Source organism: Streptomyces sp. NPDC058576, assembly GCF_042718715.1.
Taxonomy (GTDB): domain Bacteria; phylum Actinomycetota; class Actinomycetes; order Streptomycetales; family Streptomycetaceae; genus Streptomyces.
On sequence record NZ_JBHXPF010000068.1, the window covers coordinates 13,306 to 38,641 of the forward strand.

General features: G+C 72.6%; 23 protein-coding genes. 12 read left to right on the forward strand and 11 right to left on the reverse strand.

Annotation, left to right across the window (positions count from 1 at the left end; all coding sequences use genetic code 11):
• Window positions 1-23: 23 nt before the first annotated feature.
• Complete coding sequence (locus ACFWRV_RS31455) at window positions 24-2,228, reverse strand: molybdopterin-dependent oxidoreductase (protein WP_384339315.1); 2,205 nt, start codon at window positions 2,226-2,228, stop codon at window positions 24-26.
• A 469-nt stretch (window positions 2,229-2,697) separates the two neighbouring features.
• The gene (locus tag ACFWRV_RS31460) at window positions 2,698-3,324 is read right to left on the reverse strand and encodes a TetR/AcrR family transcriptional regulator (RefSeq protein ID WP_384339316.1); all 627 of its coding nucleotides are present in this window, start codon (window positions 3,322-3,324) and stop codon (window positions 2,698-2,700) included.
• A gap of 183 nt (window positions 3,325-3,507) precedes the next feature.
• Between ACFWRV_RS31460 and hmgA the strand changes: the two genes are divergently transcribed.
• From hmgA to ACFWRV_RS31480, 4 genes are all read left to right on the forward strand, one after another.
• The gene (gene hmgA, locus ACFWRV_RS31465) at window positions 3,508-4,827 is read left to right on the forward strand and encodes a homogentisate 1,2-dioxygenase (RefSeq protein ID WP_384339317.1); all 1,320 of its coding nucleotides are present in this window, start codon (window positions 3,508-3,510) and stop codon (window positions 4,825-4,827) included.
• A gap of 51 nt (window positions 4,828-4,878) precedes the next feature.
• Window positions 4,879-5,685, forward strand: coding sequence for a GntR family transcriptional regulator (locus ACFWRV_RS31470; protein ID WP_384339318.1), 807 nt, complete (start codon window positions 4,879-4,881; stop codon window positions 5,683-5,685).
• 141 nt (window positions 5,686-5,826) lie between these two features.
• Window positions 5,827-7,119: a type ISP restriction/modification enzyme gene (locus tag ACFWRV_RS31475; protein WP_384339319.1), complete on the forward strand. Its 1,293-nt coding sequence runs from the start codon at window positions 5,827-5,829 to the stop codon at window positions 7,117-7,119.
• Between the two features lie 71 nt (window positions 7,120-7,190).
• On the forward strand, window positions 7,191-8,387 hold the full coding sequence (locus ACFWRV_RS31480; RefSeq protein WP_384339320.1) for a CaiB/BaiF CoA transferase family protein: 1,197 nt from the start codon (window positions 7,191-7,193) through the stop codon (window positions 8,385-8,387).
• Between the two features lie 44 nt (window positions 8,388-8,431).
• Here ACFWRV_RS31480 and ACFWRV_RS31485 read toward each other — a convergent pair whose 3' ends face one another.
• Window positions 8,432-8,695 (reverse strand): hypothetical protein, encoded by a 264-nt coding sequence (locus tag ACFWRV_RS31485; RefSeq protein ID WP_003970092.1) that lies wholly within the window; start codon window positions 8,693-8,695, stop codon window positions 8,432-8,434.
• A gap of 279 nt (window positions 8,696-8,974) precedes the next feature.
• Window positions 8,975-9,778: an SGNH/GDSL hydrolase family protein gene (locus ACFWRV_RS31490; protein WP_384339321.1), complete on the reverse strand. Its 804-nt coding sequence runs from the start codon at window positions 9,776-9,778 to the stop codon at window positions 8,975-8,977.
• Between the two features lie 232 nt (window positions 9,779-10,010).
• On the opposite strand from ACFWRV_RS31490, the gene ACFWRV_RS31495 reads away from it, so the two are divergent.
• Window positions 10,011-11,105 carry a DUF5925 domain-containing protein gene (locus ACFWRV_RS31495; protein ID WP_384339322.1) on the forward strand — a complete coding sequence of 365 codons (1,095 nt, stop codon included), beginning with the start codon at window positions 10,011-10,013 and terminating at the stop codon, window positions 11,103-11,105.
• A 25-nt stretch (window positions 11,106-11,130) separates the two neighbouring features.
• Here the strand turns inward: ACFWRV_RS31495 and ACFWRV_RS31500 are convergent, their stop codons facing one another.
• Entirely contained in the window at window positions 11,131-11,505 is a 375-nt protein-coding gene (locus ACFWRV_RS31500) for a GntR family transcriptional regulator (RefSeq protein ID WP_384339323.1), read from the reverse strand.
• Between the two features lie 70 nt (window positions 11,506-11,575).
• Here ACFWRV_RS31500 and ACFWRV_RS31505 point away from each other — a divergent pair, with 70 nt between their 5' ends.
• Together ACFWRV_RS31505 and ACFWRV_RS31510 are read left to right on the forward strand one after the other, a co-directional pair.
• Entirely contained in the window at window positions 11,576-12,493 is a 918-nt protein-coding gene (locus tag ACFWRV_RS31505) for a GNAT family N-acetyltransferase (RefSeq protein WP_384339324.1), read from the forward strand.
• A complete protein-coding gene (locus ACFWRV_RS31510) occupies window positions 12,477-12,986 on the forward strand; it encodes a DUF402 domain-containing protein (protein ID WP_384339325.1) in 510 nt (169 codons plus the stop codon). Before ACFWRV_RS31505 ends, ACFWRV_RS31510 begins: the two co-directional genes overlap by 17 nt.
• 57 nt (window positions 12,987-13,043) lie before the next feature.
• On the opposite strand, the gene ACFWRV_RS31515 is transcribed toward ACFWRV_RS31510, so the two are convergent.
• Genes ACFWRV_RS31515 through ACFWRV_RS31530 form a run of 4 tightly spaced genes read right to left on the reverse strand, consistent with a single transcriptional unit; the run spans window position 13,044 to window position 17,702 of the window.
• Complete coding sequence (locus ACFWRV_RS31515) at window positions 13,044-14,597, reverse strand: trifunctional class I SAM-dependent methyltransferase/NUDIX hydrolase/VOC family protein (RefSeq protein WP_384339326.1); 1,554 nt, start codon at window positions 14,595-14,597, stop codon at window positions 13,044-13,046.
• Window positions 14,598-14,610: 13 nt separating this feature from the next.
• A complete protein-coding gene (locus tag ACFWRV_RS31520) occupies window positions 14,611-16,140 on the reverse strand; it encodes a tripartite tricarboxylate transporter permease (protein WP_384339327.1) in 1,530 nt (509 codons plus the stop codon).
• 3 nt (window positions 16,141-16,143) lie between these two features.
• Window positions 16,144-16,722 carry a tripartite tricarboxylate transporter TctB family protein gene (locus ACFWRV_RS31525; RefSeq protein WP_384339328.1) on the reverse strand — a complete coding sequence of 193 codons (579 nt, stop codon included), beginning with the start codon at window positions 16,720-16,722 and terminating at the stop codon, window positions 16,144-16,146.
• The gene (locus tag ACFWRV_RS31530) at window positions 16,719-17,702 is read right to left on the reverse strand and encodes a Bug family tripartite tricarboxylate transporter substrate binding protein (protein ID WP_384339329.1); all 984 of its coding nucleotides are present in this window, start codon (window positions 17,700-17,702) and stop codon (window positions 16,719-16,721) included. The genes ACFWRV_RS31525 and ACFWRV_RS31530 overlap by 4 nt, the downstream gene beginning before the upstream one ends.
• 148 nt (window positions 17,703-17,850) lie before the next feature.
• Between ACFWRV_RS31530 and ACFWRV_RS31535 the strand changes: the two genes are divergently transcribed.
• Window positions 17,851-18,504, forward strand: coding sequence for a response regulator (locus tag ACFWRV_RS31535; RefSeq protein ID WP_384339336.1), 654 nt, complete (start codon window positions 17,851-17,853; stop codon window positions 18,502-18,504).
• Window positions 18,505-18,675: 171 nt separating this feature from the next.
• Complete coding sequence (locus tag ACFWRV_RS31540) at window positions 18,676-19,707, forward strand: lytic polysaccharide monooxygenase (protein WP_384339330.1); 1,032 nt, start codon at window positions 18,676-18,678, stop codon at window positions 19,705-19,707.
• A 127-nt stretch (window positions 19,708-19,834) separates the two neighbouring features.
• Here ACFWRV_RS31540 and ACFWRV_RS31545 read toward each other — a convergent pair whose 3' ends face one another.
• Window positions 19,835-20,728, reverse strand: a complete 894-nt coding sequence (locus ACFWRV_RS31545) for an esterase/lipase family protein (protein ID WP_384339331.1) — start codon at window positions 20,726-20,728, stop codon at window positions 19,835-19,837.
• A 299-nt stretch (window positions 20,729-21,027) separates the two neighbouring features.
• Between ACFWRV_RS31545 and ACFWRV_RS31550 the strand changes: the two genes are divergently transcribed.
• Entirely contained in the window at window positions 21,028-22,101 is a 1,074-nt protein-coding gene (locus tag ACFWRV_RS31550; RefSeq protein ID WP_384339332.1) for a DUF3533 domain-containing protein, read from the forward strand.
• A 176-nt stretch (window positions 22,102-22,277) separates the two neighbouring features.
• Window positions 22,278-22,775, forward strand: coding sequence for a phospholipase (locus ACFWRV_RS31555; protein ID WP_384339333.1), 498 nt, complete (start codon window positions 22,278-22,280; stop codon window positions 22,773-22,775).
• Between the two features lie 72 nt (window positions 22,776-22,847).
• Here ACFWRV_RS31555 and ACFWRV_RS31560 read toward each other — a convergent pair whose 3' ends face one another.
• Window positions 22,848-24,026: a S1 family peptidase gene (locus tag ACFWRV_RS31560; protein WP_384339334.1), complete on the reverse strand. Its 1,179-nt coding sequence runs from the start codon at window positions 24,024-24,026 to the stop codon at window positions 22,848-22,850.
• 353 nt (window positions 24,027-24,379) lie between these two features.
• On the opposite strand from ACFWRV_RS31560, the gene ACFWRV_RS31565 reads away from it, so the two are divergent.
• The gene (locus tag ACFWRV_RS31565; RefSeq protein WP_384339335.1) at window positions 24,380-25,291 is read left to right on the forward strand and encodes an alpha/beta fold hydrolase; all 912 of its coding nucleotides are present in this window, start codon (window positions 24,380-24,382) and stop codon (window positions 25,289-25,291) included.
• Window positions 25,292-25,336 lie beyond the last annotated feature (45 nt).

The window sequence follows — 25,336 nt, forward strand, 5'->3', positions numbered from 1 at the left end:
AACCCCAGGTCAACGCAGTGGTGTTAGCGAGCGGGGGTCACGGAGACCGCAATGGCGTTGAGCACGGCGGTGCCCGACAGCGGATCCAGGAGCGTGCCGTCGAGCAGCTGGTTCACGTTCGCCCCGGGGTCGGCGGCGGCGACCGACATCCGGGTGCCGGGGCGGCTGTGGCCCCACCCGTGCGGGAGGCTCACCACCCCGCTGCGCACGGTGTCGGTGATCTCGGCGGGGGCCTCGATCCCGCCGCCCGACGACTCGATCCGGGCGGTGGCACCGTCCACGAGTCCGAGGCGGGCGGCGTCGTCGGGGTGGATCTGGAGGGTGCAGACGTTGGACCCGCCGGTGAGCGAGCCGACGTTGTGCATCCAGCTGTTGTTGGAGCGCAGATGGCGGCGGCCGACGAGGACGAGCGGGGCGGGCCGGTCGCCCAGCGCCCGGCGCAGCCGCGGCAGATCGGCGGCGATCGGCTCCGGGAGCAGTTCGACGCGGCCGGATCGGGTGCGCAGGACCTCCGGGAGGCGGGGCTTCAGCGGGCCGAGGTCGATACCGTGCGGGTGGGCGAGGAGCCGCTCCAGCGTCAGCCCGTACGGGCCGAGGCGCAGCATCAGGTCCAGTCGCCGTTCGGGGCCGTTCTCGCCGGTGAGTTCGGCGGCCAGTTCCTTCGGGGCCCCGGCCCGGGTGAGGGCGGTGTCGACGGCCAGGTCGTCCACGGCGGAGGGCGGCGTGCCGTGCCGGCCGCTCACCGCGAGGACCAGCCGGGCATGGATCTCGCACTCGTCCATCCGCCCGTCCTCCAGGGGCACGGCGGGGCGGGTGTAGCGGACCTGGTCGTGCACGGCGAAGCTGTTGAACGCGAAGTCGAAGTGGGCGCTCTGCGAGGGCGGCGGCGGGGGCAGGACGACGTCGGCGTGGCGGGAGGTCTCGTTGAGGTACGGGTCGACGCTGACCATGAAGTCCAGCCCGTCGGCGAGGGCCGCGTCGAGCCGGTCGCCGTCGGGCGCGGAGAGCACGGGGTTGGCCGCGATGACCACCAGGGCGCGGATACGGCCGTCCCCCGGGGTGTCGATCTCCTCGGCGAGGGCGGCGATGGGCAGTTCGCCCTTGGCCTCGGGGTGCCCGGAGACCCGGCTCGACCAGCGGCCGAGGGCGAAGCCCTTGCCGGGGACGGCGTTACGCGTCCCGGGTTCGGCGGCGCGTGGGGCGCGGGCGGTCGCGGAGAGCGGGAAGAGCGCGCCGCCGGGCCGGTCCAGATTGCCCGTGAGGATGTTGAGGACGTCCACCAGCCAGCTGGCCAGCGTCCCGTGCTCGACGGTGCAGCTGCCGATGCGCCCGTAGACGGCGGCGGTGGGGGCGGCGGCGAGTTCGCGGGCGATGGCGGTGATGGTGTCCGCGTCCACGTCGCAGGCGGCGGCGACCACGTCCGGGGTGAAGCCCGCGAGGGCGGCGGCGAGTTCGTCGATGCCTTCCAGGTGCTCGGCGAGCGGACCGGGGTCGGCGAGCTTCTCCGCGATGAGCGTGTGCGCGAGCGCGGCCAGCAGCAGGGCGTCCGCGCCGGGCCGGATCGCGACGTGCCGGTCGGCGAGGCGGGCGGTGCGGGTGCGGCGCGGGTCGATGACGGTGAGGGTGCCGCCGCGCCGGCGCAGGGCCTTGAGCCGGCCGGGGAAGTCCGGGGCGGTGCAGAGGCTTCCGTTGGACTCCAGCGGGTTCGCGCCGATCAGGAGGAGATGGTCGGTGCGGTCGAGGTCCGGTACGGGGATGGCGTGCGCGTCGCCGAAGAGGAGGCCGCTGGAGACGTGCTTGGGCATCTGGTCCAGGGTGCTCGCGGTGAAGATGTTGCGGGTGCGCAGGGCGGCGAGCAGCAGGGGCGGATACAGGGCGCCCGCCATCGTGTGCACGTTGGGATTGCCGAGGACCACGCCGACGGCGCCCGGCCCGTGGGCCTTCGTCAGGTCCGGTAGCCGTGCGGCGATCAGGTCGAACGCCTCGCTCCAGGCAGCCTCGCGCAGCTCCCCGTCGGCGCCGCGCACGAGAGGGACGCGCAGCCGGTCGGGGTCGGCGTCGAGCCCTCCGAAGGAGGCTCCCTTGGGACAGATGAACCCCCGGCTGAAGATGTCGTCGCGGTCGCCGCGCGCACCGGTGACGGTGGTCCCCTCGATGGTGAGGGTGAGGCCGCAGGTGGCCTCGCAGAGGGGGCAGATACGCGGTGCGGTGCGGGAGTCGTGGGACATGGGCCCTCCCCGGGGCGGCTGCGGCGACGACACACGGACATGGGCCGGGCGGGCGTGGGAGCCCCGGCACGAGCGAGCATACCGACCGGTACGCACGGTGGGGAGGTGTCGTACGAAGGCGAAGCGGAGCGGCCCCGGGCCAAGGGAGCCGGTGCGGCATGCGCAGCGCCCCCGGCCAAGGGAGCCGGTGCGGAAGGTGGGCACCCCCGGCCAAGAGGGCCGGCACGGAAGCGAGCGCCCCAGGCCAAGGGAATCGGTGCGGCATGGGAAGCGCCCCCGACCAAGGGATCCGGTGCGGCATGCACAGCGCCCCAGACCAAGGGAATCGGCGTATTAGGTGAGCGCCCCCGGCCAAGGGAATAGGCGAGGAAGGCGGGCGCCCCCGGCCAAGGGAATCGGCATGGAAGATGGGCGCCCCCGGCGAAGGAGGCCGGCACGGAAGGCGGGCGCCCCGGCGGCGGGATGTCGCTCAGTCGAGCGTCTGGGCGAGGTAGGACCTGACCAGCATCCGGGTCTCGGCGACGATGGCCGCGTCTCCCGAGGGCTCTATGCGGAAGGCGAGCTGGAGCAGGGCGTCGGCGGCCTCGACGCTCACCAGGATCGCCCGGGACAGCCCCTCGTCGGGCCGGCGGCCGAGGTGGCCTGCGAGCAGGACGGCAAGCCGGTCCGCCAGCCGCCGGTTGGCGTCGTCCGCCGCGCCCTCGGCGGGAAACGGCGGCCCGAAGTCGACGAGCGCGAAGCCGGGGACGCTCCGCTTCATCGCCAGGTACTCGTCGAGCACCGCGTCGATGGCGGCACGCCAGTCGGCGGCGGGGAGGTCCGCGAGCCGGTCGGCGATGCGGTCGGCGTAGGTGTCCAGGTTGCGCAGCGCGAGGGCGTCGACGAGCGCGCGCTTGTTGGAGAAGAACCGGTAGACCGAGCCGATGGGCACCTCGGCGCGCTCGGCGACGGCCCGGGTGGTGAGCTGCTCGTAGCCGGTCTCGTCGAGGAGGCCCGCGCAGGAGTCGAGTATCCGGGCCAGCCGGTCGGCGCTGCGCTGCTGCACGGGGGCGCGGCGGAGGTTCGGGTTGACAGGGGGCTGAGGCACGGGCCCCATGATGCCGTGCCCCGCGCACGGCATGGACACCCCGGGCACCCGCCCCGGCCCGGGGTCTTCCCCGCACTCCCCACGAATGGCGCGATGTATGCCGTTGACGCGCCGCACTCCTATTCCTACGGTGGTGCATAGGATTCGTCGTCCGGCGGATCCGAGGGCTTTCTTGGGCACCGGGAGTGCGGGATGAGCGCGATCGACCAGGCGAGGAAGACGGCCGAGGGGCTGACCTATTCCTCCGGCTTCGGCAACGAGCACAGCTCGGAGGCGGTGCCGGGGGCGCTCCCGCACGGCCGCAACTCCCCCCAGCGCGCGCCCCTCGGGCTGTACGCGGAACAGCTGAGCGGGTCCGCCTTCACCGAGCCGAGGGCGGACAACCGCCGTTCCTGGCTCTACCGGATCCGTCCCTCGGCCGCCCACCCGGCGTTCACCCGGACCGGCAACGGTCAGCTGCGCTCGGCCCCGTTCACCGAGACCGTGCCGGACCCGAACCGGCTCCGCTGGAACCCGCTGCCCGACCCCGCGCCCGGCACGGACTTCCTGGGCGGCCTGTGGACCCTCGGCGGCAACGGCGACGCCGCCCAGCGCGCCGGGATGGCGATCCACCTCTACCACGCCAACTCCTCCATGACGGACCGCGTGTTCAGCGACTCCGACGGCGAGCTGCTGATCGTCCCCGAGCGCGGCGGACTGCTGCTGCGCACCGAGCTGGGCCTGCTGCGCGCCGAACCGGGCCAGGTCGCGCTGATCCCGCGCGGGGTCCGCTTCCGGGTGGAGCTGCTGGAGGAGACGGCACGCGGTTACGTCTGCGAGAACTACGGCCGCCCGTTCGCGCTGCCCGACCTCGGCCCGATCGGCGCCAACGGCCTGGCGAACGCCCGGGATTTCCTGGCCCCCGTCGCCGCGTACGAGGACCACGAGGGCCCGGTGGAGGTGGTCAACAAGTTCTGCGGGAACCTCTGGTCGGCGACGTACGACCACTCGCCGCTCGACGTGGTGGCCTGGCACGGCAACCACACCCCGTACGTCTACGACCTGCGCCGGTTCAACGTGATCGGCACGATCAGCTACGACCACCCCGACCCGTCGATCTTCACGGTGCTGACCTCGCCGTCCGACACCCCGGGACTGGCCGGAGTGGACTTCGTCGTCTTCGCCCCGCGCTGGCTGGTCGGCGAGGACACCTTCCGCCCGCCGTACTTCCACCGGAACGTGATGAGCGAGTACATGGGCCTGATCGAAGGGGCGTACGACGCGAAGGCCGACGGCTTCGTCCCGGGCGGCGGCTCCCTGCACAACATGATGTCGGCGCACGGCCCGGACCGGGAGACCTTCGACCGGGCGAGCGCGGCGGAGCTGAAGCCGCAGAAGATCGACGACGGTCTGGCCTTCATGTTCGAGACCCGCTGGCCGGTCACGGCGACCGGGCAGGCGGCGGCCGCCGATCATCTGCAGCGCGGCTACGACGACGTGTGGCAGGGTCTGAGCCGCAACTTCCGGCCGTAGCCGGCGGGCGGGGAAGCCCGGAGGGGCGGGATGGGACGGGACGGGGACGACATGACCGAGAGCCATGAGCGGGCCGGGGCGGACAGCGGTGCGGATCAGCCGCGCCACCCGCCCGCCTTCGCCCCCGACTCCCTCGTGCTGAACCGCAAGCTGCCGCTCTGGTACCAGGTCTCCCAGTCCCTGCGGGCCTCCATACTGGGCCGCCCGCAGGACGCCTCCGCCCGGTTGCCGACCGAGGAACAGCTCGCCGCGCACTACGGGGTCAGCGTGCTCACCATGCGCCAGGCGCTCAAGGAGCTGGAGACGGAGGGGCTGATCAGCCGGCACCGGCGGCGCGGCACGTTCATCGAGCCGCGCGCCCGGCGGGTCTCCCCGGTCCGGCTGCTGGGTTCGGTCGACGCGATCGTGGCCCAGCAGTCCGGGGAGGCGACGACCGTTCTCGGCCACGGCCCGACGGCGGTGCCCGGCGACCTCGCCGAGTTCTTCCCGGAGTGCGCGGAGGTGATCTGCTACCGGCGGCTGCGCCGCGACGGCGAGAGCGACGAGCCCACCAACTGGGCGGAGAACGCGGTGCGCCCCGACATCGCCGCCCGGATCGACGTCGCCGACCTCGAACGCTGGCCGATGACCAAGGTCCTGCGCGATGTCGCCGGGGTGCGGATCTCCCGGATCACCGACACGGTGGAGGCCCGGCTCGCCGACCCCGTCACCGCCGACCTCCTCCAGGTCCCGCTGCTCAGCCCGATCCTGCACTACACGGGCGTGACATACGACGAGGAGGGGCGCGTGGTGGACGTGGCCCGGATCCGTTACCGGGGCGACCGGTTCTCCTTCTCCGTGACGGTGGAGGCCCACTGACCCCGCCCCACGGGGACACCGCCCGCCGTTACGATGCCAAGGGGCCATGGCGGACAGGTCCGGCTGACACAGCACGGCGGACAGGCCGCGGCGGGCAGGCTGCCGCGGCCAGGTCACCGCGGACAGGGGAGGGACGGCTCGGTGGCAGCGCGCAGGACGGCGGCGGCCGGATCCGGCGGGGACACGGAGTCCTCGCCGCTCGACCTGTTCGTCCCGCTGGACGAGCTGATGCCGTGGTCCGTACGACCGTTGCGGACCGGCCGCGCCTGGGTGAGCGGCCCCGACCCCGAGGCGCTCCGGGCCCGCTGGGAACGGCTGGCCGCCGCCGATGCCGTCGAGCAGGAGCGGCTGTTCGTTCCCACCCGCTCCCGTACCCCGCGCACCTCGGTCGCGGCCCTGCCCGGCCAGTCGACCGGTACGGCTCGCTTCGCCCGGACGCCGGGCCCCTGCCCCGACCCCGTACGGATCCTGCACGGCCCCTACGACGAACAGTGGCTGCTCCCCGACCACCGGCTGATCGACGCGGCCCGTCCGGAGCTGTGGCGGGTCGCCGACGGGCAGCAGCTCTTCGCCGTCGAGCACAGCGCCGCCCCCGAGGACGGCGGGCCCGCCCTGTCCGTGACGGCGCTGCTGCCCGACGGGCACTCCCCGGCCGGCCGGCCCGGCCGGATCAGGCCGCTCCACCGCAGGCCCGGGGGCACGGAACCCAACCTCGCGCCGGGGCTCCTGGAGCTGCTGCGGGGGCGGCTCGGCGGCGGGACCGAAGCGGAGGCGTTCACTCCGGAAGCGGTGCTGGCCTGGGTGCTCGCCACCGCCCGGCCTTCCGCCGCCGGCCCCCGGGTCCCGTTGCCGGCCGACGCCGAGGTGTGGTCGTCGGGGGTGGCGCTCGGCCGGGAGCTGCTGCGGCTCCAGTCGCGCGGCGCCCGGGGCGGGGAGCGGCCCCGGCTGCCGGGCGGGCGCAGGCCCTATGTGCGGGCGGCTCTCCCGGCCCGCCCCTCGGAACTGTCGTACGACGCCGGGGACGAGGCGCTGGTCGTCGGCGACGGCCGGATCTCACCGGTGCCCGCGGCGGCCTGGGAGTTCACGGTGGGCGGGGTGCGGGTCCTGGAGCTCTGGTTCGGCCGCCGGGCGGCGGCAGCGGCGGGCCGGGGTCCGGACGGCGCGGCTCCGGACGGTCTCGACGCGGTCGGCGCCCGCGGCTGGCCCCGGGAGTGGACCTCGGAGCTGCTCGAACTGATCACCGTACTCGCTCTGCTGGACGGCACGGCGGGCCCCCGGAAGGAGTTGCGGGCCGCGCTGGAGGCGGGGCCCCTGATCGGTCCGGCCGAGCTGCGGGCCGCGGGAGTGCTGCCCGTCCCGCCCTCGGCGCGGCGTCCCGCATCGGTGCTCGGGCACCAGGAGGAGGGCCCGGAGGGGCAGTTCGCACTGCTGTAGCGACGGTCCGTCAGGGGCCCGCAGTGGGCCGGAGGTGGCGAAAGAGCCGGTCAGCGGGTATGCACGGGGTCATGAACTCATTGCCACTCCCCCTCGACGGCATCACCGTGGTGGCCGTCGAGCAGGCAGTCGCCGCCCCCTTCGCCACCCGGCAGCTCGCCGACCTCGGAGCCAGGGTCATCAAGGTGGAGCGCCCGGACGGCGGCGACTTCGCGCGCGGCTACGACACGGCGGCGCGCGGTCTCGCCTCGCACTTCGTCTGGTGCAACCGGGGCAAGGAGTCCCTCGCCGTGGACCTGAAGGACCCGCGCGGCCTGGCGGTGGTCCGTGAACTCGTCGCCGGGGCGGATGTGTTCGTACAGAATCTGGCGCAGGGGGCGGCGGCCCGGCTCGGCCTCGACGCCGCCACGCTCTGCGCCGCGCACCCTCGGCTCGTGGCCGTCGACATCTCCGGGTACGGGGCGGACGGGCCGTACGCGCACAAGCGGGCCTACGACATGCTCGTGCAGTGCGAGGCCGGGCTCGTCTCGGTGACGGGGACGGCGGAGCAGCCGGTGAAGGCGGGCGTTCCGGCGGCGGACATCGCGGCGGCGATGTACGCGTTCTCCGGGGTGCTCGCGGCGCTGCTGCGGCGGGCGACCACCGGGCGGGGCGGCCCGGTGGAGGTCTCGATGCTCGACGCGCTGGCCGAGTGGATGGGCCACCCGCTGCACCAGGGGATGCACGGGGCCACTCCCCCGCCGCGCAGCGGTCTCGCGCACTCGGTGATCGCCCCGTACGACGCCTTCGCCACGGCCGACGGCGAGCAGGTGCTGCTCTCCGTGCAGAACGACCGGGAGTGGCGGCGGCTGGCGGAGCGGGTGCTGGGACGGCCCGAGTTGGCCGAGGACCCGGACTTCGCGACGAACGCGGCGCGCACGGCGAACCGGGAGCGGACCGACGAGGCGGTGGGCCGGGCGCTGGCGCGCCTGACGGGCGAGGAGGCGCTGGCCGGGCTCGATGCGGCGGGCATCGCCTGTGCCCGGCTGAACACGGTGGCGGATGTGGCGGCGCATCCGCAGCTGGCGGCACGGGACCGGTGGCGGGAAGTGGAGTCACCGGTGGGGCCGCTGCGGGCGTTGTTGCCGCCGATCACCCTGCCGGGGAGCGAGGAGGCACGGATGGGAGCCGTACCGGCGCTGGGTGAGCACACCGATGCGCTGCTGCGAGCCCTGGGGATGACGGACGAGCAGACATCGGTGCTGCGCCGGGACGGAGTGATCGCCTGAGCCGTCCCGAGCGGCGGGCCGGTCCTGGCGGGCGATGCGCTGCGTCAGCGGCGGCTGCCGAAGAGCGAGCGCCGCAGTCGCCGCAGCGGCGCGAAGAGCGACACGCGTGCGCTCCTGCTCCGGCGGGTGTGCGCGGCGTCACGCGAGGTCAGCTCCCGCATCAGCAGCGTCGCTTCCGCTGACTCGCGCTGCGGGACGACGGGGCCGCCGAGCACCGCGAGATGGCGGTCGAGGCGCGTACTGGTCGCACCGCTCCCGCATGTGATGGCAGGCACACGCGGCCTGCTTCGCACCGTTATCTGTTCCATGTCACTCCCCACCCGTACGAGGGCACCCGGTCCGGGCAGGTTAACCCTATCGTCCCGCGGCGACACCCGTGTATCCCGGCCACACGATTGCGCACACATATACGGAGGTTGACGGACCGTTATCGAATCCGCGCGATTCCAGGGCGACTTGGGACAGTTCAGCAGTTTTGCCCCTTGAGTCGCCCGCTGTTCGACCCCGAGACGGGAGGCCTCGACCGGTGAGGACTCCCGCACGGGGACATCGGACGGCGGAACGTGCTCGACGGTGGAACGCGCCTGTCAGAGAGCGGACTTGAAGACCGGGAGATAGCCCCCCGACTGTCCGGCGGCGGTGGGGTGGTAGGACTCGCCGATGTTGAGCCAGTTCACACTGTGGAGCCAGGCGCTGCCCGAGCAGATCTCGTGCCCGGTGAAGGTCGTCCTGACGTCGCCGAAGGTGAAGCCGTGGTCCGCCGCCCGCTTGGCGGTGGCCGTGTTGAGGTGGTCGGACGCCCCGTTGATGGCGGAGCGTTCCCTCTCGCTCAGTCCGGCGATGCAGCTGCCGCCGAGTTGGTAGAAGCGGGGGTAGCCGAGAACGACGACCTGCGCGGAGGGGGCTTTGGAGCGGATGGCCGTGTACACGGAGTCGAGCCGGCCGGGGAGGGTGGAGTCGACGTAGGCGCGGGCGGTGGCGATCCGGTTGAGGCAGGTGGCCTCGGACTGCAGGACACAGGTCGTCATGACGTCGGCGAAGCCCGCGTCGTTGCCGCCGATGGAGATCGAGACGAGGTCGGTCGAGGCGTTCAGCTTGCCGAGCTGGCCGCCCGTGACGTCCGCGGTCCTGGCCCCGGAGCAGGCGGCGAAGTCGAAGGACGAGGGGGAGTTGGCGGCGGCCCAGAGGGCGGGGTAGGCGCGGCTGCTGCGTTTGCAGCTGGAGCCGTCGTAGCTGCCGGCTCCGACACCGGAGGAGTACGAGTCGCCGAGGGCGACATAGTCGACGGCCGCGGCGGAGGAGTCGGCGTTCGCGACCCCCGCACCGGTCAGGGCGAGGGCGGCGCCGAGCAGGAGAGAGGACGAGAACGCCACGAGTCTGGACATTTTCATGGGACCTCCTTGAGCAGGGGGTATCTGCCTACTCCGTAGTAGCAGCGCCCTCGCCCAACCGGAAGTGTCCATGCCAAAAATAGGTGTGGAGTGCTCCCGTCCGCCCCCGGCGGTTCAACGGGCGCTCCCCGACGCCCCGCTGTAGCCCCGTCGGCCGTCGTGGCTCGCGCGCCCCGCACGAGCCCGCGAAACCCGGGTGCACGGGGTGCCCCGGTGCCGGATCATGAGCGCCATGCCTGACTCCCCCGAATCCGCTCTGCCGATCCGGCTCACCCTCGACGACAGTGACTCACCGTCCGACGTCGTCGACGCGCTCTTCCTCGGCCGCTTCGCGACGGGCGAGCAGCCGTACTCGCACAGTTCGTCCCTCGACCGGATCAAGGCCGGGGCGACACTGCTGCCGCCGGACGCCCGGGTGCTGCGGACCGCCCGCGACGACGACCGCAGTTCGACGCTCGCGGAGGGCGAGGGGTGGACCCTCCTGGCCTCCCGGTGGAACCGGGGCGCGGACGTCACGGTCACCGCGACCAGCGCGGAGCTGGCGGAGCAGGTCCTCGGCCAGGCCACGGACGGGGCGCAGGACGAACCGGAGCCCCAGCCCGACAACGTGACCATGGGCTTCTGGTACATCTCGCCGCGTCGCGGCCCGGTCCGCACCACCCGCCGGATCGCCGCCGGAAGCTGGGACGAGGTCCGTCCCAACTACACCGCGCCGGTGGCCGATGCCATGGACCGGCTGATGAAGGTGACGCCGGACGACGTCGCGGGCCGGCTGCTCCTGCTGCACGGCCCGCCCGGCACCGGCAAGACGTCCGCGCTGCGCACCCTGGCCCGCTCCTGGCGCGACTGGTGCCAGGTCGACTGCGTGCTGGACCCCGAGCGGCTCTTCAACGACGTCGGCTATCTGATGGACATCGCGATCGGCGAGGACGACGGCACGGAGAAGGGCCGGTGGCGGCTGCTGCTCCTGGAGGACTGCGACGAGCTGATCCGCGGCGAGGCCAAGCACACGGCGGGCCAGGCCCTGTCCCGGCTGCTGAACCTGACGGACGGCCTGCTGGGCCAGGGCCGCAACGTGCTGGTGGGGGTCACCACCAACGAGGACCTGGAGCGGCTGCACCCGGCGGTCGTCCGGCCCGGCCGCTGCCTGGCCAGGATCGAGGTCGGCCCGCTGACCCGTCCGGAGTCGGTGTCCTGGCTGGGCACGGACGAAGGGGTGGGCCGGGAGGGCAACTCGCTGGCCGAGCTGTACGCGCTGCGCCGGGGCTTCGGCCCCGCGTCGGTGCCGAAGCAGGACGCGGGGGCGGATGCGGGGCTGTACCTCTGACCCCGGGCGTCACGGGTGAGACGGATCAGTCGCCGTAGGCGGCCCGCACCGCGTCCTTGGCCAGCGCCAGGGCCTGCTGCCGGGTGAGGCCGAGCCGCTCGGCGGTCTCGGCGTACTGCTGCGCGGCGGTCGCGGCCCGCTGTTCGGCCGCTCCCCCGGCGGCCGCGACAAAGGTTCCGTTGCGCCCCCGGGTCTCGATCACCCCGTCCGCCTCCAGGGCCCGGTAGGCCTTGGCCACGGTGTTGGCGGCGAGGCCCAGCTCCTCGGCGAAGCCGCGTACGGTCGGGAGCCGGTGGCCGACGGGCAGCGCCCCGGAGCGGGCCAGTTCGGAGAGCTGGGTGCGCAGTTGCTCGTACGGGGCGATGCCGGAGTCCGGGTCGAGGACGATCTTCTCAGTCACGGGCCGATTGTCCCCCACCGGCGGAAAAAGCGGAGGCGTTCGACGGGCGGCTGCGCGTACGGTCCCCCGCATGACTGTGATCGTGCGTGACTTCCACCCGTCCGACGCGGAGGCCTGGACCCGTGCCCGCCGGGCCTCGGTCCCCTGGATGGTGGCCACTCCCGAACAGGTCGTCCACGACCTGGCCCACGCCCATCCGGACAAGCACTACCGGCTGCTGGTCGCCGAGGAGGACGGCGAGATCATCGCCACGGCGCAGGCGGGCATCGCCCACGAGAGTCCGGAGCCGGGGCAGGGGTACTTCACCCCGCAGACGCTTCCCGGCCGCACCAACCGCGGCGCGGGCTCGCTGCTGCTGCGCACGGCGGAGGAGCACCTGGCCGAGGCCGGGGCCACGGTCCTGTACGCGTGGGTCCTGGACAACCCGGAGAGCCTGGAGTTCGCCCGTAAGCGGGGCTACGAGCCGAAGCGCTCGGCCCACTTCCAGCGGCTGGACCTGGCGGGCGGTCCCCTGCCGCCGCGTCAGGAGCTCCCGGCGGGTGTCGAGCTGCGGACCGGGATGGACTTCGCCGACGATCCCCGGCCCCTGTTCGAGGCGGACGTCGAGGTGACGGCGGACGAGCCGGGCGACATCACCTCCGAGCTGGACGACTACGAGGACTGGCTGACGAACATCTGGCGGCACCCGGCCTTCGACCAGGGGCTGACGTCGGTGGCGCTGGTGGACGGGAAGGTGGCGGCGTTCAGCGCGGCCACCACCGACGGCGTACGGACGTATCTGAGCAGCATGACCGGCACCCTGCGGGAGTTCCGGGGGCGGGGTCTGGCGAAGCTGGCGAAGAACGACTCGCTGCACCGGGCGCGGGCCGCCGGCTACACGGACGCCTACACCTCCAACGACACCGGCAACGGGCCGATGCTGGCCGTCAACCAGTGGTTCGGCTACACCGTCTGCGCGACGGAGATCCGCCATGTCCGCTCCCTCTGAGCCCCGGGCGGACCGCCCGCGGGAACTGGTCGTCGCGCTGACCAAGGCGGGCCGCACCAAGATCAGGCATCCGGCGGAGCTGGTCCGGGACGACGGGGTCCGCGTCACCGTCCGGGCGCCGTGGGCCGCGCCCGGGGTGCGGGACTTCGGCTTCGTCCGGTTCGAGCCGGGCGACGTCTTCACCGAGCACTACTGGCGGGACCGGTGGTTCGCGGTGAAGGAGGTCCGTACCGGCGGGGGCGTGCTCAAGGGCTGGTACTGCGACATCACCCGGCCCGCCGAGCTCGCGGACGGAGTGCTGGCGGTCGAGGACCTGGACCTGGACCTGTGGGTCCCGGCCGACGGCTCCACGGTCCTGCGGCTGGACGAGGACGAGTTCGCGGCGAGCGGTCTGGCCGAGCGTGATCCGGCGGCGGCCGGGGCGGCGGCCTCGGCCCTGGACGAGCTGGAGGACCTGGCCAGGACCGAGGGCCTGGCCGGTCTTCTCGGCTGACCGGTCCGGGTCATGGTGGCCCTTCGCCGTGGTGACGGAGCCGGAGCCGCATGGCGGTCAGGTCTCCCCCTCGACCTCGGTCGACACAGGCCGGCCCATCACGGACAGCGCACCGGAGGCACGGCCGGCCGCGGAGTCGACGACCAGCTCCACCTCGTACCCCGCAGGGTCCTCCAGATAGGCGGCGCGGTGGCCGTCGCCGCCCGCGTACGGATGACGGTCGGGGAACAGCAGCCGCCAGCCGTACGCCGGGGCCTCGGCCGTCAGCGCGTCGAGGGCGGCCCCGTCGGCGATGTGGAACGCCAGGTGGTTGAGCCCGGGGCGGCGGCGGTCGTGGCCGCCCGCGACCAGGTCCGGCGACTGCTCCAGCACGACGTACGCGTCGCCGCGCCGCCAGCTGCGGCCGTGCGCCCAGTGCTGGTACGGGACATGGCCGAGGCGGCCCAGCAGCCAGCCCCAACCGCGCTCCGCCTCCGCGAGGTTCGCCACCCACAGCTCGATGTGGTGCACCCGGCCGGTGGTCTCGCCGGCGGCGGGGAGCGTGACGGCCCGGCGGGCGCCGCCGGGAACGTAGGCGATCGGCTCCCCGTCCCGGTGCCAGTGGATCATGAAGTGCTCGCCCGCCCGGTAACCGTCCAGGCCCGCACGGCAGTACGCGACCATGTCGTCCGGCAGCGCGGCCAGCGGGAACCAGTCCAGCTCGGAGCACTTCTCCGGCTCCGCGTTGCGCGGCGGGCGCTCCGGGTCGTACTCCGCGACGAAGAACCAGCCCATGCGCGCCCCGCCGCCGGGGCCCCGGTGCTGCATCACGAGGGCCACCCGCAGCTCGTCGGGGTCCAGATCGAGGCCGATCTCCTCGGCGGCCTCCCGGATCATCGCCTCGCGGACGTCCTCGCCGTCCTCCGCGTGGCCGGAGGGCATGTGGAGCAGCCCGTCCGCATAGCCGGTGTTGGAGCGGCGGGCCAGCAGGACGTCCGGGCCGCGCCGCAGGATCAGATGGACGTCGACGACCTCGGTGTGACGGTGGGGCGGCATCGCGCGGGCGACGAGCGCATAGCGCTCGTCGTCGACCTGTCTGCCCCACAGCCGGCTGTCGGGGGCCAGGTCCTCGTGGTGGATGCGCTCGGTGTGCGCCGAGAGCAGGGCGGTGAGCTCGGATGCGGACAGGCCGGTGCCGCCCCACACCCCTTCGACGAGAACGAGCCGCCCGCCCGGCTTCAGCAGGCCGAACCAGTGCTCCAGGGCAGCCGCCGGATCGGACAGCAGCCAGACGACGTGCCGGGCCACGACCACGTCGAACGCCCGCTCCCCGACCGGGGGCCGGGCGGCGTCCCCGACGAGGACCTCCGCACCGGTCCCGGCGAGCTTGGCCCGGGCCAGATCGGCCATGCGGGGCGAGCGGTCGACGGCCGTGACGCGGTGGCCCTGGCCCGCGGCGAGCAGGGAGAGGCTGCCGGTGCCGCACCCGAGGTCCAGCACGTCGCCGCGGGTGGCGGGCAGCCAGCTCTCCAGCCGCCCGGCCCAGGCGTCGCGCACCGCGGGGTCGAGGAGCCCGTGGTCGGGCTCCTCGTCGAAGGATCCGGCCGCCGCGTCCCAGTCGATCGTGGTCATGGTGCCGATGCTCTCAGCCGCCACTGACCGTGCGGTTCTCCTCTGTCTCTTTCCGGCCACCGCGCAGCCGTACGATCAGCCGGCTGATCAGCGGCCAGGCCACAATCAGCACCACGATCACGTAGACGGTGACGGAGAACGGGGTGTTGACGAGCCCGGACACGCTCCCGTCGCTGATCTGGAGGGCGCGGCGCAGCTGCTGTTCGGCGGCCGGGCCGAGGATCACCCCGATGACGGCGGGCAGCACCGGCAGCCCGTAACGCCGCATTCCGAACCCGATCAACCCGATGACCAGGAGGATCACCAGGTCGAGGGACTCGCCGCCGACCGCGTACGCGCCGACGGCGGCGAAGAAGAGGATGCCCGCGTACAGATAGGGGCGCGGGATCCGCAGGAGCTTCGCCCAGACGGGCGCGAGCGGCAGGTTGAGGGCGAGCAGCAGCACCATGCCGACGAACAGCGAGGCGATGAGGCCCCAGACCAGCTCCGGTTCGCGCTCGAACAGCAGGGGTCCTGGCTGGATTCCGTACTGCTGGAAGGCGGCCAGCATGACCGCGGCGACGGCGGTGGTGGGCAGTCCCAGGGTGAGCATCGAGACGAGGGTCCCGGCGGCGGAGGCGGAGGCGGCGGCCTCGGGCCCGGCGACGCCTTCGATGGCCCCCTTGCCGAACTGGTCGCGGTGCTTGGAGAGCCGCTTCTCGGTGACGTAACTGAGGAAGGTGGGGATCTCCGCGCCGCCCGCCGGGATCGCCCCGAAGGGGAAGCCGATGACGGGCCCGCGCAGCCAGGGCTTCCAGGTGCGCTTCAGGTCGGCCCGGCCGAGCCAGGGGCGGCCGACGGGAATCGGCTTTCCGGAGGAGCGGCGCAGGTGGGCGGCGACCCAGAGCGCCTCGCCGATCGCGAAGAGCCCGACCGCGACGATGACCACGTCGACGCCGTCGGCCAGGTGGAGCGAGCCGAAGGTCAGGCGCTGCTGGCCGGTCATCTGGTCGAGGCCGACCAGGCCGATGGTGAGGCCGATGAGGAGCGAGGCGATGCCGCGGATGCGGGAGGCGCCGAGGACGGAGGTGACGGCTATGAAGGCCAGCACCATGATGGCGAAGTAGTCGGGGGCGCCGATGCCGATGGCGAGGGAGGCGACGGTCGGGGCGAGGACGACCAGCAGGATCGTGCCGATCATGCCGCCGGCGAAGTGACCGATCGCGGCGGCGGCGAGCGCCTGCGCTCCGCGGCCGCCCTTCGCCATCGGGTTGCCCTCGATCGCGGCGACCACGGCGGCGCTCTCACCGGGGGTGTTGAGGAGGATCGAGGTGGTGGAGCCGCCGAACATCGCCCCGTAGTAGATCCCGGCGAACATGATGAACGCGCCGGTCGGGTCGAGTCCGTACGTCACCGGGAGCAGGAGCGCCACGGCCATCGCGGGTCCGATGCCGGGGAGCACGCCGATGGCGGTGCCGAGCAGGACGCCGATCGCGGCCCACAGCAGGTTCATCGGGGTGAGCGCGGTACCGAAGCCGTCGATGAGGGAGTTGAGGGAATCCATCGGTCAGAGCACCCCCATCAGCGGGCCGCCGGGAAGGGGGACACCGAGCAGGTTGTCGAAGACGAAGTAGGTGAAGAGGGAGAGTCCGGCGGCGATGAGCGGGTCACGGCCGTGGTGCCGGCTGCCGAGCGCGTAGGCGGAGCCCCAGAAGAGCAGCGCTCCGGTGACCGGGAAGCCGAGGGGGCCGATCAGGACGGCGGCGCCGAGGAAGACCCCGGCGAGCAGGAGGACGGTGCGCCAGTCGGCCGGTTCGTCGAGGTCGACGTCCTCGCCGCCCTCGGCCTCTCCGCGTCCGCCGCGCAGGACGTCGACGGCGAGCAGGACGGCGATGAGGAGGAACAGACCCCCGATGACGAGGGGGACCGTGCGGGGGCCGACGGGGCCGCGCTGGGCGATGTCGACGCTCATGGTGAGTGCGTCGGTGAGCACGAGCACGCCGAGCGCGAACAGCAGGACGCAGACGCCGAGTTCGGAGTGCTCGCGCAGCCAGGCCCGGGGGGTGCTTCCGTTCGTCTCGCCGGATCCGGCGGGTCCGGTCGATCCGGCGGGTTCGGTCGATCCGATGGGTTCGATGGGTTTCACAGCCCCAGCTCCTTGAGGACGGTGGCGACCCGCTGGTCCTGCTCGTCGAGGAAGTCGCCGAACGGTTCGCCGGTGAGGAAGGCGTCGTCCCAGCCGTTCTTCTTCATCGACTCCTTCCACTCCTTCGAGGCGTGGAGCTTGCGGATGAGGCCGGTGAGCTTGTCGCGTTCGGCCTCGGAGATGCCGGGCGGGGCGACGATGCCGCGCCAGTTGGTGAACTCGGTGTCGAGTCCGGCTTCGCGCAGGGTGGGGGCGTCGAGGCCCGGCACCCGCTTCGGTCCGGTCACGGCGAGCAGCCGCAGCTCGCCCGCCTCGATCTGGTCGCGGTACTCACCGAGGCCCGAGACCCCGAAGCCGACCTTGTTGCCGAGGATGGAGGCGAGGAGTTCGCCGCCGCCGTCGAACGGCACGTAGTTGACCGTCTTCGGAGCGATCCCGGCGGCCCGCGCCATGAGCATCGGGGCCAGGTGGTCCGGGCCGCCGGGCGAGGACCCGCCGCCGACCGGGACGCGGGCCGGGTCCTTCTTCCAGGCGGCGAGGAGGTCGGCGATGGTCCGGTACGGGGAGTCCTTGGCGACGACGACGATGTCCGGCTCCTCGGTGAGCCGGGCGATGGGGGTGGTGTCGGCCAGGGTGCTCGGGGACTTGTTGGTGTGGACGGCCCCGACGACGCCGAGGCCCATGGAGAGCGCGAGCTTGCCGTTGCCGTGTTCGCCGACGAGCCGGGTGAGACCGACCGTTCCGCCGGCGCCCGGCAGGTTGAACACCTCGATGTTGTGGGTGAGTCCGGCGTCCTCGGCGTTCTTGGCCATGGTGCGTGCGGTGATGTCGTAGCCGCCGCCGGGGGTGTTGGGGACCATGAAGCGGAGCCCGGGAATCTGGGTGCCGGTGTCGGAGCCGTCACCGGTGGAGAGCAGGGGTGGCCCCACCAGCACCAGCAACGCGGCCCCGAACAGGGCGAGGGGAGTGCGCAGTCGCACAGGTTCCGCCTTTCGCTGTGAAGTGGCCCACATGTTGCCTGCGCGTTAAGAAGCTGTCTCTCTTCCGGTATCAACGGACGTTGTGGTCATTGCGGTCGCCGCTTAGCGTGGCGGCGTGACAACAGTGCTGGTGGTGGACGACGACTTCATGGTCGCGAAACTGCACGGCCGCTACGTGTCCGCAATGGACGGTTTTACGGTCGTCGGGGTGGCGCACAACGGCGCCGACGCCTTGCGGGCGGCCGAGCGGCTGCGCCCCGATCTGGTGCTGCTCGACATCTATCTGCCCGATATGGACGGGATCGACGTACTGCGCGCCCTGCGGACGGCGGAGGAACAGGACGCCTCACGCTCCAGCACGGACGCTCTGTTCATCACGGCGGCCCGGGACGCGGGGGTGATCCGGGCGGCGCTGCGGGCGGGGGCCCTGCACTACCTGATCAAGCCGTTCAACCGGTCCGCCCTCCAGGAACAGCTCCGCCATGTCGCCTCGCTGCGCACCCGCCTGGACCAGCTGGGAGAGGCCCGCCAGGAGGACGTCGACCAGATCTTCGGCACCCGCCCGCCCGGCTCGCGCGAGCTGCCGAAGGGCCTGGCCGCCCCCACGGCCGAGTTGGTGGAACGCACCCTGCGCGACCACCCCGGGGGCCTGTCGGCCTCCGAGTGCGCGGAGGCGGGGGCGCTGTCCCGGGTGAGCGCTCGCCGCTATCTGGAGTGGTTCACCGGAACCGGCCGCGCGGAGGTGACCCTGCGCTACGGAGGCACGGGGCGGCCGGAGCGCCGCTACCGCTGGAAGAGCTGAGGCGTCACGGGGCGGGTCCGGCCCGCTTCCTGAGCTCTCTCCTAACCACTCCTTAAACGGAGCATAAGGATCCCCATCACCCCCTCCCAGCAGGCCTTTTCGGCCTTCCGAGCGGCTAGCTTGCTGATCGCCACCCCCCGACAGCTGTGCCGTATCGAAGGAGATCCATCCATGACCGCTCGTCGCAAGGCCGCCGGAGTCCTCGCCCTCGGATTCGCACCGCTCGCGCTGGCCGGGCTGACCGCCGCCCCGGCCGTCGCGCACGGTTCGCTGACCGATCCGGTGAGCCGGGTGTCGGCGTGCTTCGCGGAGGGTCCGGAGAGCCCGAAGTCGGCGGCGTGCCAGGCGGCGGTCGCGGCCGGTGGCACCCAGGCGCTGTACGACTGGAACGGGGTCAACATCGCCAACGCGGCGGGCAAGCACCGTGACCTGATCCCGGACGGCAAGCTCTGCAGCGCGGCCAACGACAAGTTCAAGGGCCTCGACCTCCCGCGTGCCGACTGGCCGGCCACCGCGCTGTCGGCGGGCAAGCACACCTTCCGGTTCCGCGCGACGGCCCCGCACAAGGGTTCGTTCGAGCTGTACATGACCAAGCCGGGCTATGACGCCACGAAGCCGCTGGCCTGGTCGGACCTGGAGGCGAAGCCCTTCGCCGAGGTCACCGACCCGGTGCTGGAGAACGGTTCGTACGTCTTCGACGGGACGATCCCGGAGCGCTCCGGGCGGCAGCTCGTCTACACGATCTGGCAGCGTTCCGACTCCCCCGAGGCGTTCTACGCCTGCTCCGACGTGACGTTCGGCGGCGGTTCGGCGGAGCAGGAAGGGGGGAAGGGGCAGGAGGGTTCCGGTGGCGACGCCGGCGCCGAGGCTCCGGCGCCGGCCCCCTCCGCGCCGTCCGAGGACGCGATCACCGAGGGTTCCGAGAAGTCGTCGGTCGAGCACAACGGCCACGGCGACAACGACGCGAAGACCGGGGCGAAGGTCACCGCCGCGGCTCCGGCCGCCCCGGAGGAAGGGACCGAGGGCAACGCCCCCGAGGTCAACACCGCGAGCAAGGACGAGGTGCTGGCCGAGACGGGTGGCTCCAGCAGCAGCACCTACCTGGCCGTCGGGGGCGCCGGGGTCCTCGCCGCCGGTGCGGCCGTGCTGTTCGCCTCGCAGCGCCGTCGGGCCGCCGCGGCGACGGGCCGTCACAGCCGCTGACCTGCCTCGGCGACTCCGTACTCCTGCCGCGTCCCTCCGGGACGTCGGGCTCGGCAGGATGTGACGGGCCGGGGTCCGCCGTCCGCACTGCCGGACGTCGGGCCCCGGCCCGTTGTCGCGCGGTCGGTCAGCCGACGACCGAGGCGCAGGTGGTCGGGGTGGCGCGGGCCGGGTCGAGGGCGTTGGCCACTTCGTGGAAGGCGATGCGGTCGATGGTCCCGATCGCCACGTGCTCGGAGAGGGCGAGCGGGCACAGGTCCTGGAGCAGCACGTTGCGTACGTTCGGACCGTCCAGGTACTGCGTCCGGTACGGGGTCACGACCTGGTCGTACTTGGTCGCGATGACGGTGTAGCGGACGCCGGGAACGGTGTCGCCGCCCGCCGTGAGCTTGGTGATGAAGGGTGATCCCGCGACCTGGTCGGCGAGTCCGGGGGTCTTGTCGCTGATGAGCTTCTCGACACCGGGGAAGAACGGCAGCAGTTTGGTGAGGCCGAGCAGGGTGGTGCCGTGGTTGTCCGGGGCGATGCCGACGAGCGCGTTGACCTTGTCGGCGCCGCCGAGGAACTTCAGGTAGTAGTTGGGCATCATGCCGCCCTGCGAGTGGCCGACGATGTCGGCCTTCGGGGCTCCGGTGGCGTCGAGCACCTTGTCGACGAACACGTCGAGCTGTTCGGCGGACTTGTCGATGGGTCCGAGGCCGTGGAAGAACGGCACGCCCGGGAGCTGACCGTAGTCGAGGGAGAAGACGCAGTAGCCCCGGTTGACCAGGTAGGGAGCGAGGACCAGCCAGTTGTCGACCGAGTTCGCGAAGGTTCCGTGAACCAGCACGACGGGGCGGGGATGGGCGGCGGAGGGCTTGCAGGAGTAGTCGTTCCAGCCACGCGAAGTGGCCGCCTCGGCCGCCGGGCTCGCCGCGGTCGCGGTCGCCGTGGGGGCGACGAGAACGGTGAGGGCGAGGAGCAGGGCGGCGAGCAGACTGCGCGTGCGGGGAACGCGCGCAGCACGGAACCAGGGCAGCATCGTGGGGTCTCCTTGCGGCTCAAGGGAGGTGCGATGGCGGTGCGCCCTGTGGCCCGGACCACAAGCTTTATGTGCTCATGCCAAATTACGCACGAGTAAGGTTCGGTGGGAAGTTACGCGTCGGTAAAAAATGGCGCGGCCTCCCCTCGTGTCGCGCAGTGGGGTGATGAGCGGTCAGGACGCGGTCACCCCCGCCGTGGACGCCGGCCGGCCGCCCCCGTCCCGCCTCCGCCGCATCGCGTGGGCCGTTCGGCCCCGCCCCGCCTGCGCGGACGCCGCCCCGGCCGGACCGTGGGGGCATGACTTTCGTCGATGAGGTGAAGAACGCCGTCACCGCACGGGCCGCCCTGCTCGTCATCGGCGTGCTCGGACTGCAACTGCTGTTCATCGCGTCCTACGTCGGAGCGCTGCACAAGCCGAAGCCGACGGACGTGGCCTTCGGGGTGGTCGCCCCGCAGCAGATGTCCCAGCAGCTCGTCAGCCGGCTGGACGGGCTTCCCGGCGGCCCGCTGGACCCCCGTACGGTGAGCAGCGCGGCCGAGGCCCGCGAGCAGATCATGAACCGCGACATCGACGGCGCCCTGATCGTCTCGCCGGAGGGCCGGACCGACACCCTGCTGGTCGCCTCCGGTGGCGGGACCGTTCTGTCCGGCGCCCTGGAGCGGATCATCGCCCAGGTCGAGGAATCCCAGGAGCGGGCCGCACGGACCGTGGACGTGGCCCCGGCCTCGCCCGAGGACTTCGACGGGCTCTCGTCCTTCTACCTGGTGGTCGGCTGGTGCGTGGGCGGCTATCTCTGCGCCTCGATCCTGGCGATCAGCGCCGGCGCCAAACCCGCCAACCGGCAGCGCGCGGCGATCCGGACGGCGGTCATGGCGTTGTACGCGATCGCGGGCGGCATCGGCGGCGCGATCATCATCGGCCCGATCCTCGGCGCACTGCCCGGCAGCGTCTGGGCCCTGGCCGGCCTCGGCGCCCTCGTCGTCTTCTCGGTCGGCATGATCACGCTCGGGCTGGAGGCCCTCACCGGCATCGTCGGCATCGGCCTGGCCGTCCTCATCATCGTCATCGCGGGCAACCCGAGCGCGGGCGGCGCCTTTCCGCTCCCGATGCTCCCGGACTTCTGGCGGGCGATCGGCCCGGCGCTGCCCCCGGGCGCGGGCACCTGGACGGCACGCTCGATCGCCTACTTCCGGGGCAACGCGGTCACCGGTCCGCTGCTGGTGCTCTCCGCCTGGGCGGTCGCCGGCACGGCGCTGACTCTGCTGCTGTCGCTGCGGCACCGTCCGGGGAAGGATGCGGCGGCGCCCGGTCCGGCTCCGGCCCGCGCTCCCGGGACCGGCTGGCCGACCGGCGGGTCGACCGGCGCCTGACAGGCCGCAGCGCCTCCGGGGCCGCCCCGGACGACGTACACCCGAATTCCTGATGTCCGGTCAGCGTAACGGCTAGGCATGACAGGTTCATGACGACATGCTGGCCGTGCCCCTCGTGCCACCCCACGAGGAGCACACCTCGGGAACCACTCCATCCACCCCCACGGAGGTCGTCCATGCGTCGTCGATTCACGGTTCCGCTCGTCGCGGTCGCTCTGTCGCTCCCGCTCACCCTGGTCACCGCCGCTTCCGCCGCGGCCGCCCCCGCCGACAAGCCTCAGGTGCTCAGCTCCTGGACCCAGACGAGCGCCTCCAGCCACAACGCCTGGAACGCGGCGCGGGGCAACCAGGGCGCCTGGTCCGCGTACGGCTTCGACTGGTCGACGGACTACTGCAGCAGCTCCCCCGACAACCCCTTCGGCTTCCCCTTCCAGAACTCCTGCGCCCGCCACGACTTCGGCTACCGGAACTACAAGGCCGCCGGCACGTTCTCCGCCAACAAGGCCCGTATCGACTCCGCCTTCTACGAGGACCTCAAGCGCGTGTGCGCCGGCTACTCGGGCGCGAAGAAGACCTCGTGCAACAGCACGGCTTGGACCTACTACCAGGCCGTGAGCATCTTCGGCGTCTCCCCGGCCGCGGCGGACGCCGGCCATCAGCCCCAGGCCGCCTGAGCACGGGAAGAGCACGGGAAGGGCCCCCGGCGAACCGGGGGCCCTTCCTTGCTGCCGTCGTGCGGTGGCGCGTCAGCCGATCTCGGCGCCGTAGGCGGCCAGCGCCTCCGGTACCGGCTGGAAGAAGGTCGTGCCGCCCGAGGAGCAGTCGCCGCTGCCGCCCGAGGTCAGACCGAGCGCGGTGTCGCCCGCGAAGAGGGCGCCGCCGCTGTCGCCCGGCTCGGCGCAGACCGTCGTCTCGATGAGGCCGTTGACGATGTCGCCGTTGCCGTAGTTGACCGTGGCGTCCAGCCCGGTGACCTCGCCGTCGTGCACCTGGGTGGTGGAACCGCTGCGGGTGACCGCCTGGCCGACCGTCGCGTCACCGGCCTGGCTGATCGCCTGGGTGGAGCCGTCGTAGAGGTTCACCTCGCTCGGGTGCTCGACGTCCGAGGTGTACTTGACCAGGCCGTAGTCGTTCTCCGGGAAGCTGGAGCCCTCGTTCGCCCCGATCTCCGCGCCGCCCTGGCTGTCCGACCAGCTGGTGACCGACTCGGTGCAGTGCCCGGCGGTCAGGAAGTACGGTTCGCCGTCCTTGACCACGTTGAAGCCGAGCGAGCAGCGCGAGCCGGAGCCGAAGATCGCGTCACCGCCCGCGATCAGCGGCTTGAACTCGCCCTTGGTCTTGGCGAGCTCGGCCTTGCCGCCCAGCCCCTCGACCACGGCCGAGAGCTTCTTCCAGGCCGCGCCGTCGACCGTGCTGTCGGCCGTGACGCGCACCTTGTTGGTCACCGGGTCGACCGCCCAGGAGGTCCCCGGGACCGTCGCCTTGTCGGTGAGGGTCTGCCGCGCCGACTTCAGCTCGGTGAGGGAGTTCTCCACGATTCTGGCCTTGCCGCCCGCCTGGCGGACCTGCTCGGCGCCGGCCTCGTCGACGACGTTCACGACGAGGGCCTTCGCCGTGGTGTCGTAGTACGAACCGGCCGCGTCCGCGCCCAGGTCACGGTCCAGGGTGGTGGCGAGCTTTCCGGCCGCGTCCGCGCTCAGGGTCTTGGCCGTGAACTCCGGCACATCGTCACTGGCGTTCGCACTCTGGAACGTGAATCCCGCTGCGACCAGAGCGACGACGGCCGAGCCGGCCAGCGTCGCGCGCTTCCTGGATATGCGTCGATGCTTCAACTTCGACCTCCTGTGGGGCCGCGCACGGAGCAAGTGGGGTGCCCGTACACGGAGGATGGGGCGCCCACTATTCCGAGGCCGGGAAACGCACACAAGGTCGACTTCCGGACGTGCACACGACACCGACGCTTCGCCCCCGGGTTGTTCACTTACCCGCGGTCACGCCACGTCGGTTCCCTTCGCAAACACCCGGTGCAACCGTCGGCGGCCCCTGGGTAAGGACTAGGCCTGTCCGGTTTTCGCCCCTGCGGTCCGGATGATGGGGCGTTCCGTCCGGATGGCGACGGGAATCCCCCGCCGACCCGCTCCCAGGACCTTCACAGTTCCTGTCGTCGAACGGTCCCCGTAACGCCTCTGATGGGTCATCATCGAAACGGCGGCAGGCGCCGGGGCACATCGTGTCGGGGCCGGCCGGGTGACCGGGTGACCGAGCGGGGGAGGCACGGGTGCGCGATCGGGTGCTCGCGGCGGACGGGCGGCATCTGATGGTCGAGCGGATGGGCGACCCGCGGGGAAGACCGGTCTTCCTCCTGCACGGCACCCCGGGCAGCAGGCTCGGCCCCGCTCCCCGCGGCATGGTCCTCTACCAGCGCCATACGCAGCTGATCGCCTACGACCGCCCGGGCTACGGCGGCAGCGACCGGCACGAGGGCCGTCGGATCAAGGACGTCGTCGAGGACGTCCGCGCGATCGCCGACGCCCTGGGACTGGAGCGCTTCGCCGTGGTGGGCCGCTCCGGCGGGGCCCCGCACGCCCTGGCCTGCGCGGCGCTGATGCCGGAACGGATCACCCGGACCGCGGCCCTGGTCAGTCTCGCGCCCCGGGACGCGGCCGGTCTCGACTGGTTCGACGGGATGGCCGCGTCCAATGTGCAGGCCTACTCCACGGCGGCCGACGACCCGGAGAGCCTGGCGGCGTCCTTCATCGTCCGCTCGGCGCAGATCCGGCGCGACCCGGTCCGGCTCCTGGACGATCTGCGCCGGGAGCTGACCGACTCCGACCGGCTGGTGGTCAACGACGCGGGCATCCGGTCCATGCTGCTGCGCAACTTCAGCGAGGGGCTGCGCCACTCGGCGTACGGCTGGATCGACGACGCCATCGCGTTCTGCCGCCCCTGGGGCTTCGATCCGGCCCGGATCACCGGCAGGGTGCTGCTCTGGCACGGGGTGAAGGACGTCTTCGCCCCGGTCGGCCACTCCCGCTGGCTGGCCGGCCAGATCCCGGGCGCCACCGCCGTACTGGAGCCGAAGGCGGCCCACTTCGACGCGTTCCCCATGCTCCCCCGCGTCCTCGACTGGCTGCTGGACGAGCGGGAGCCGCCGGACGCGCCCCTGCCGGCCCTCGTGCCGGGAGGCTGAGCCTCCCCGCCCGGCGGGGCTCACACCGACATAGGCGCCAGCTCC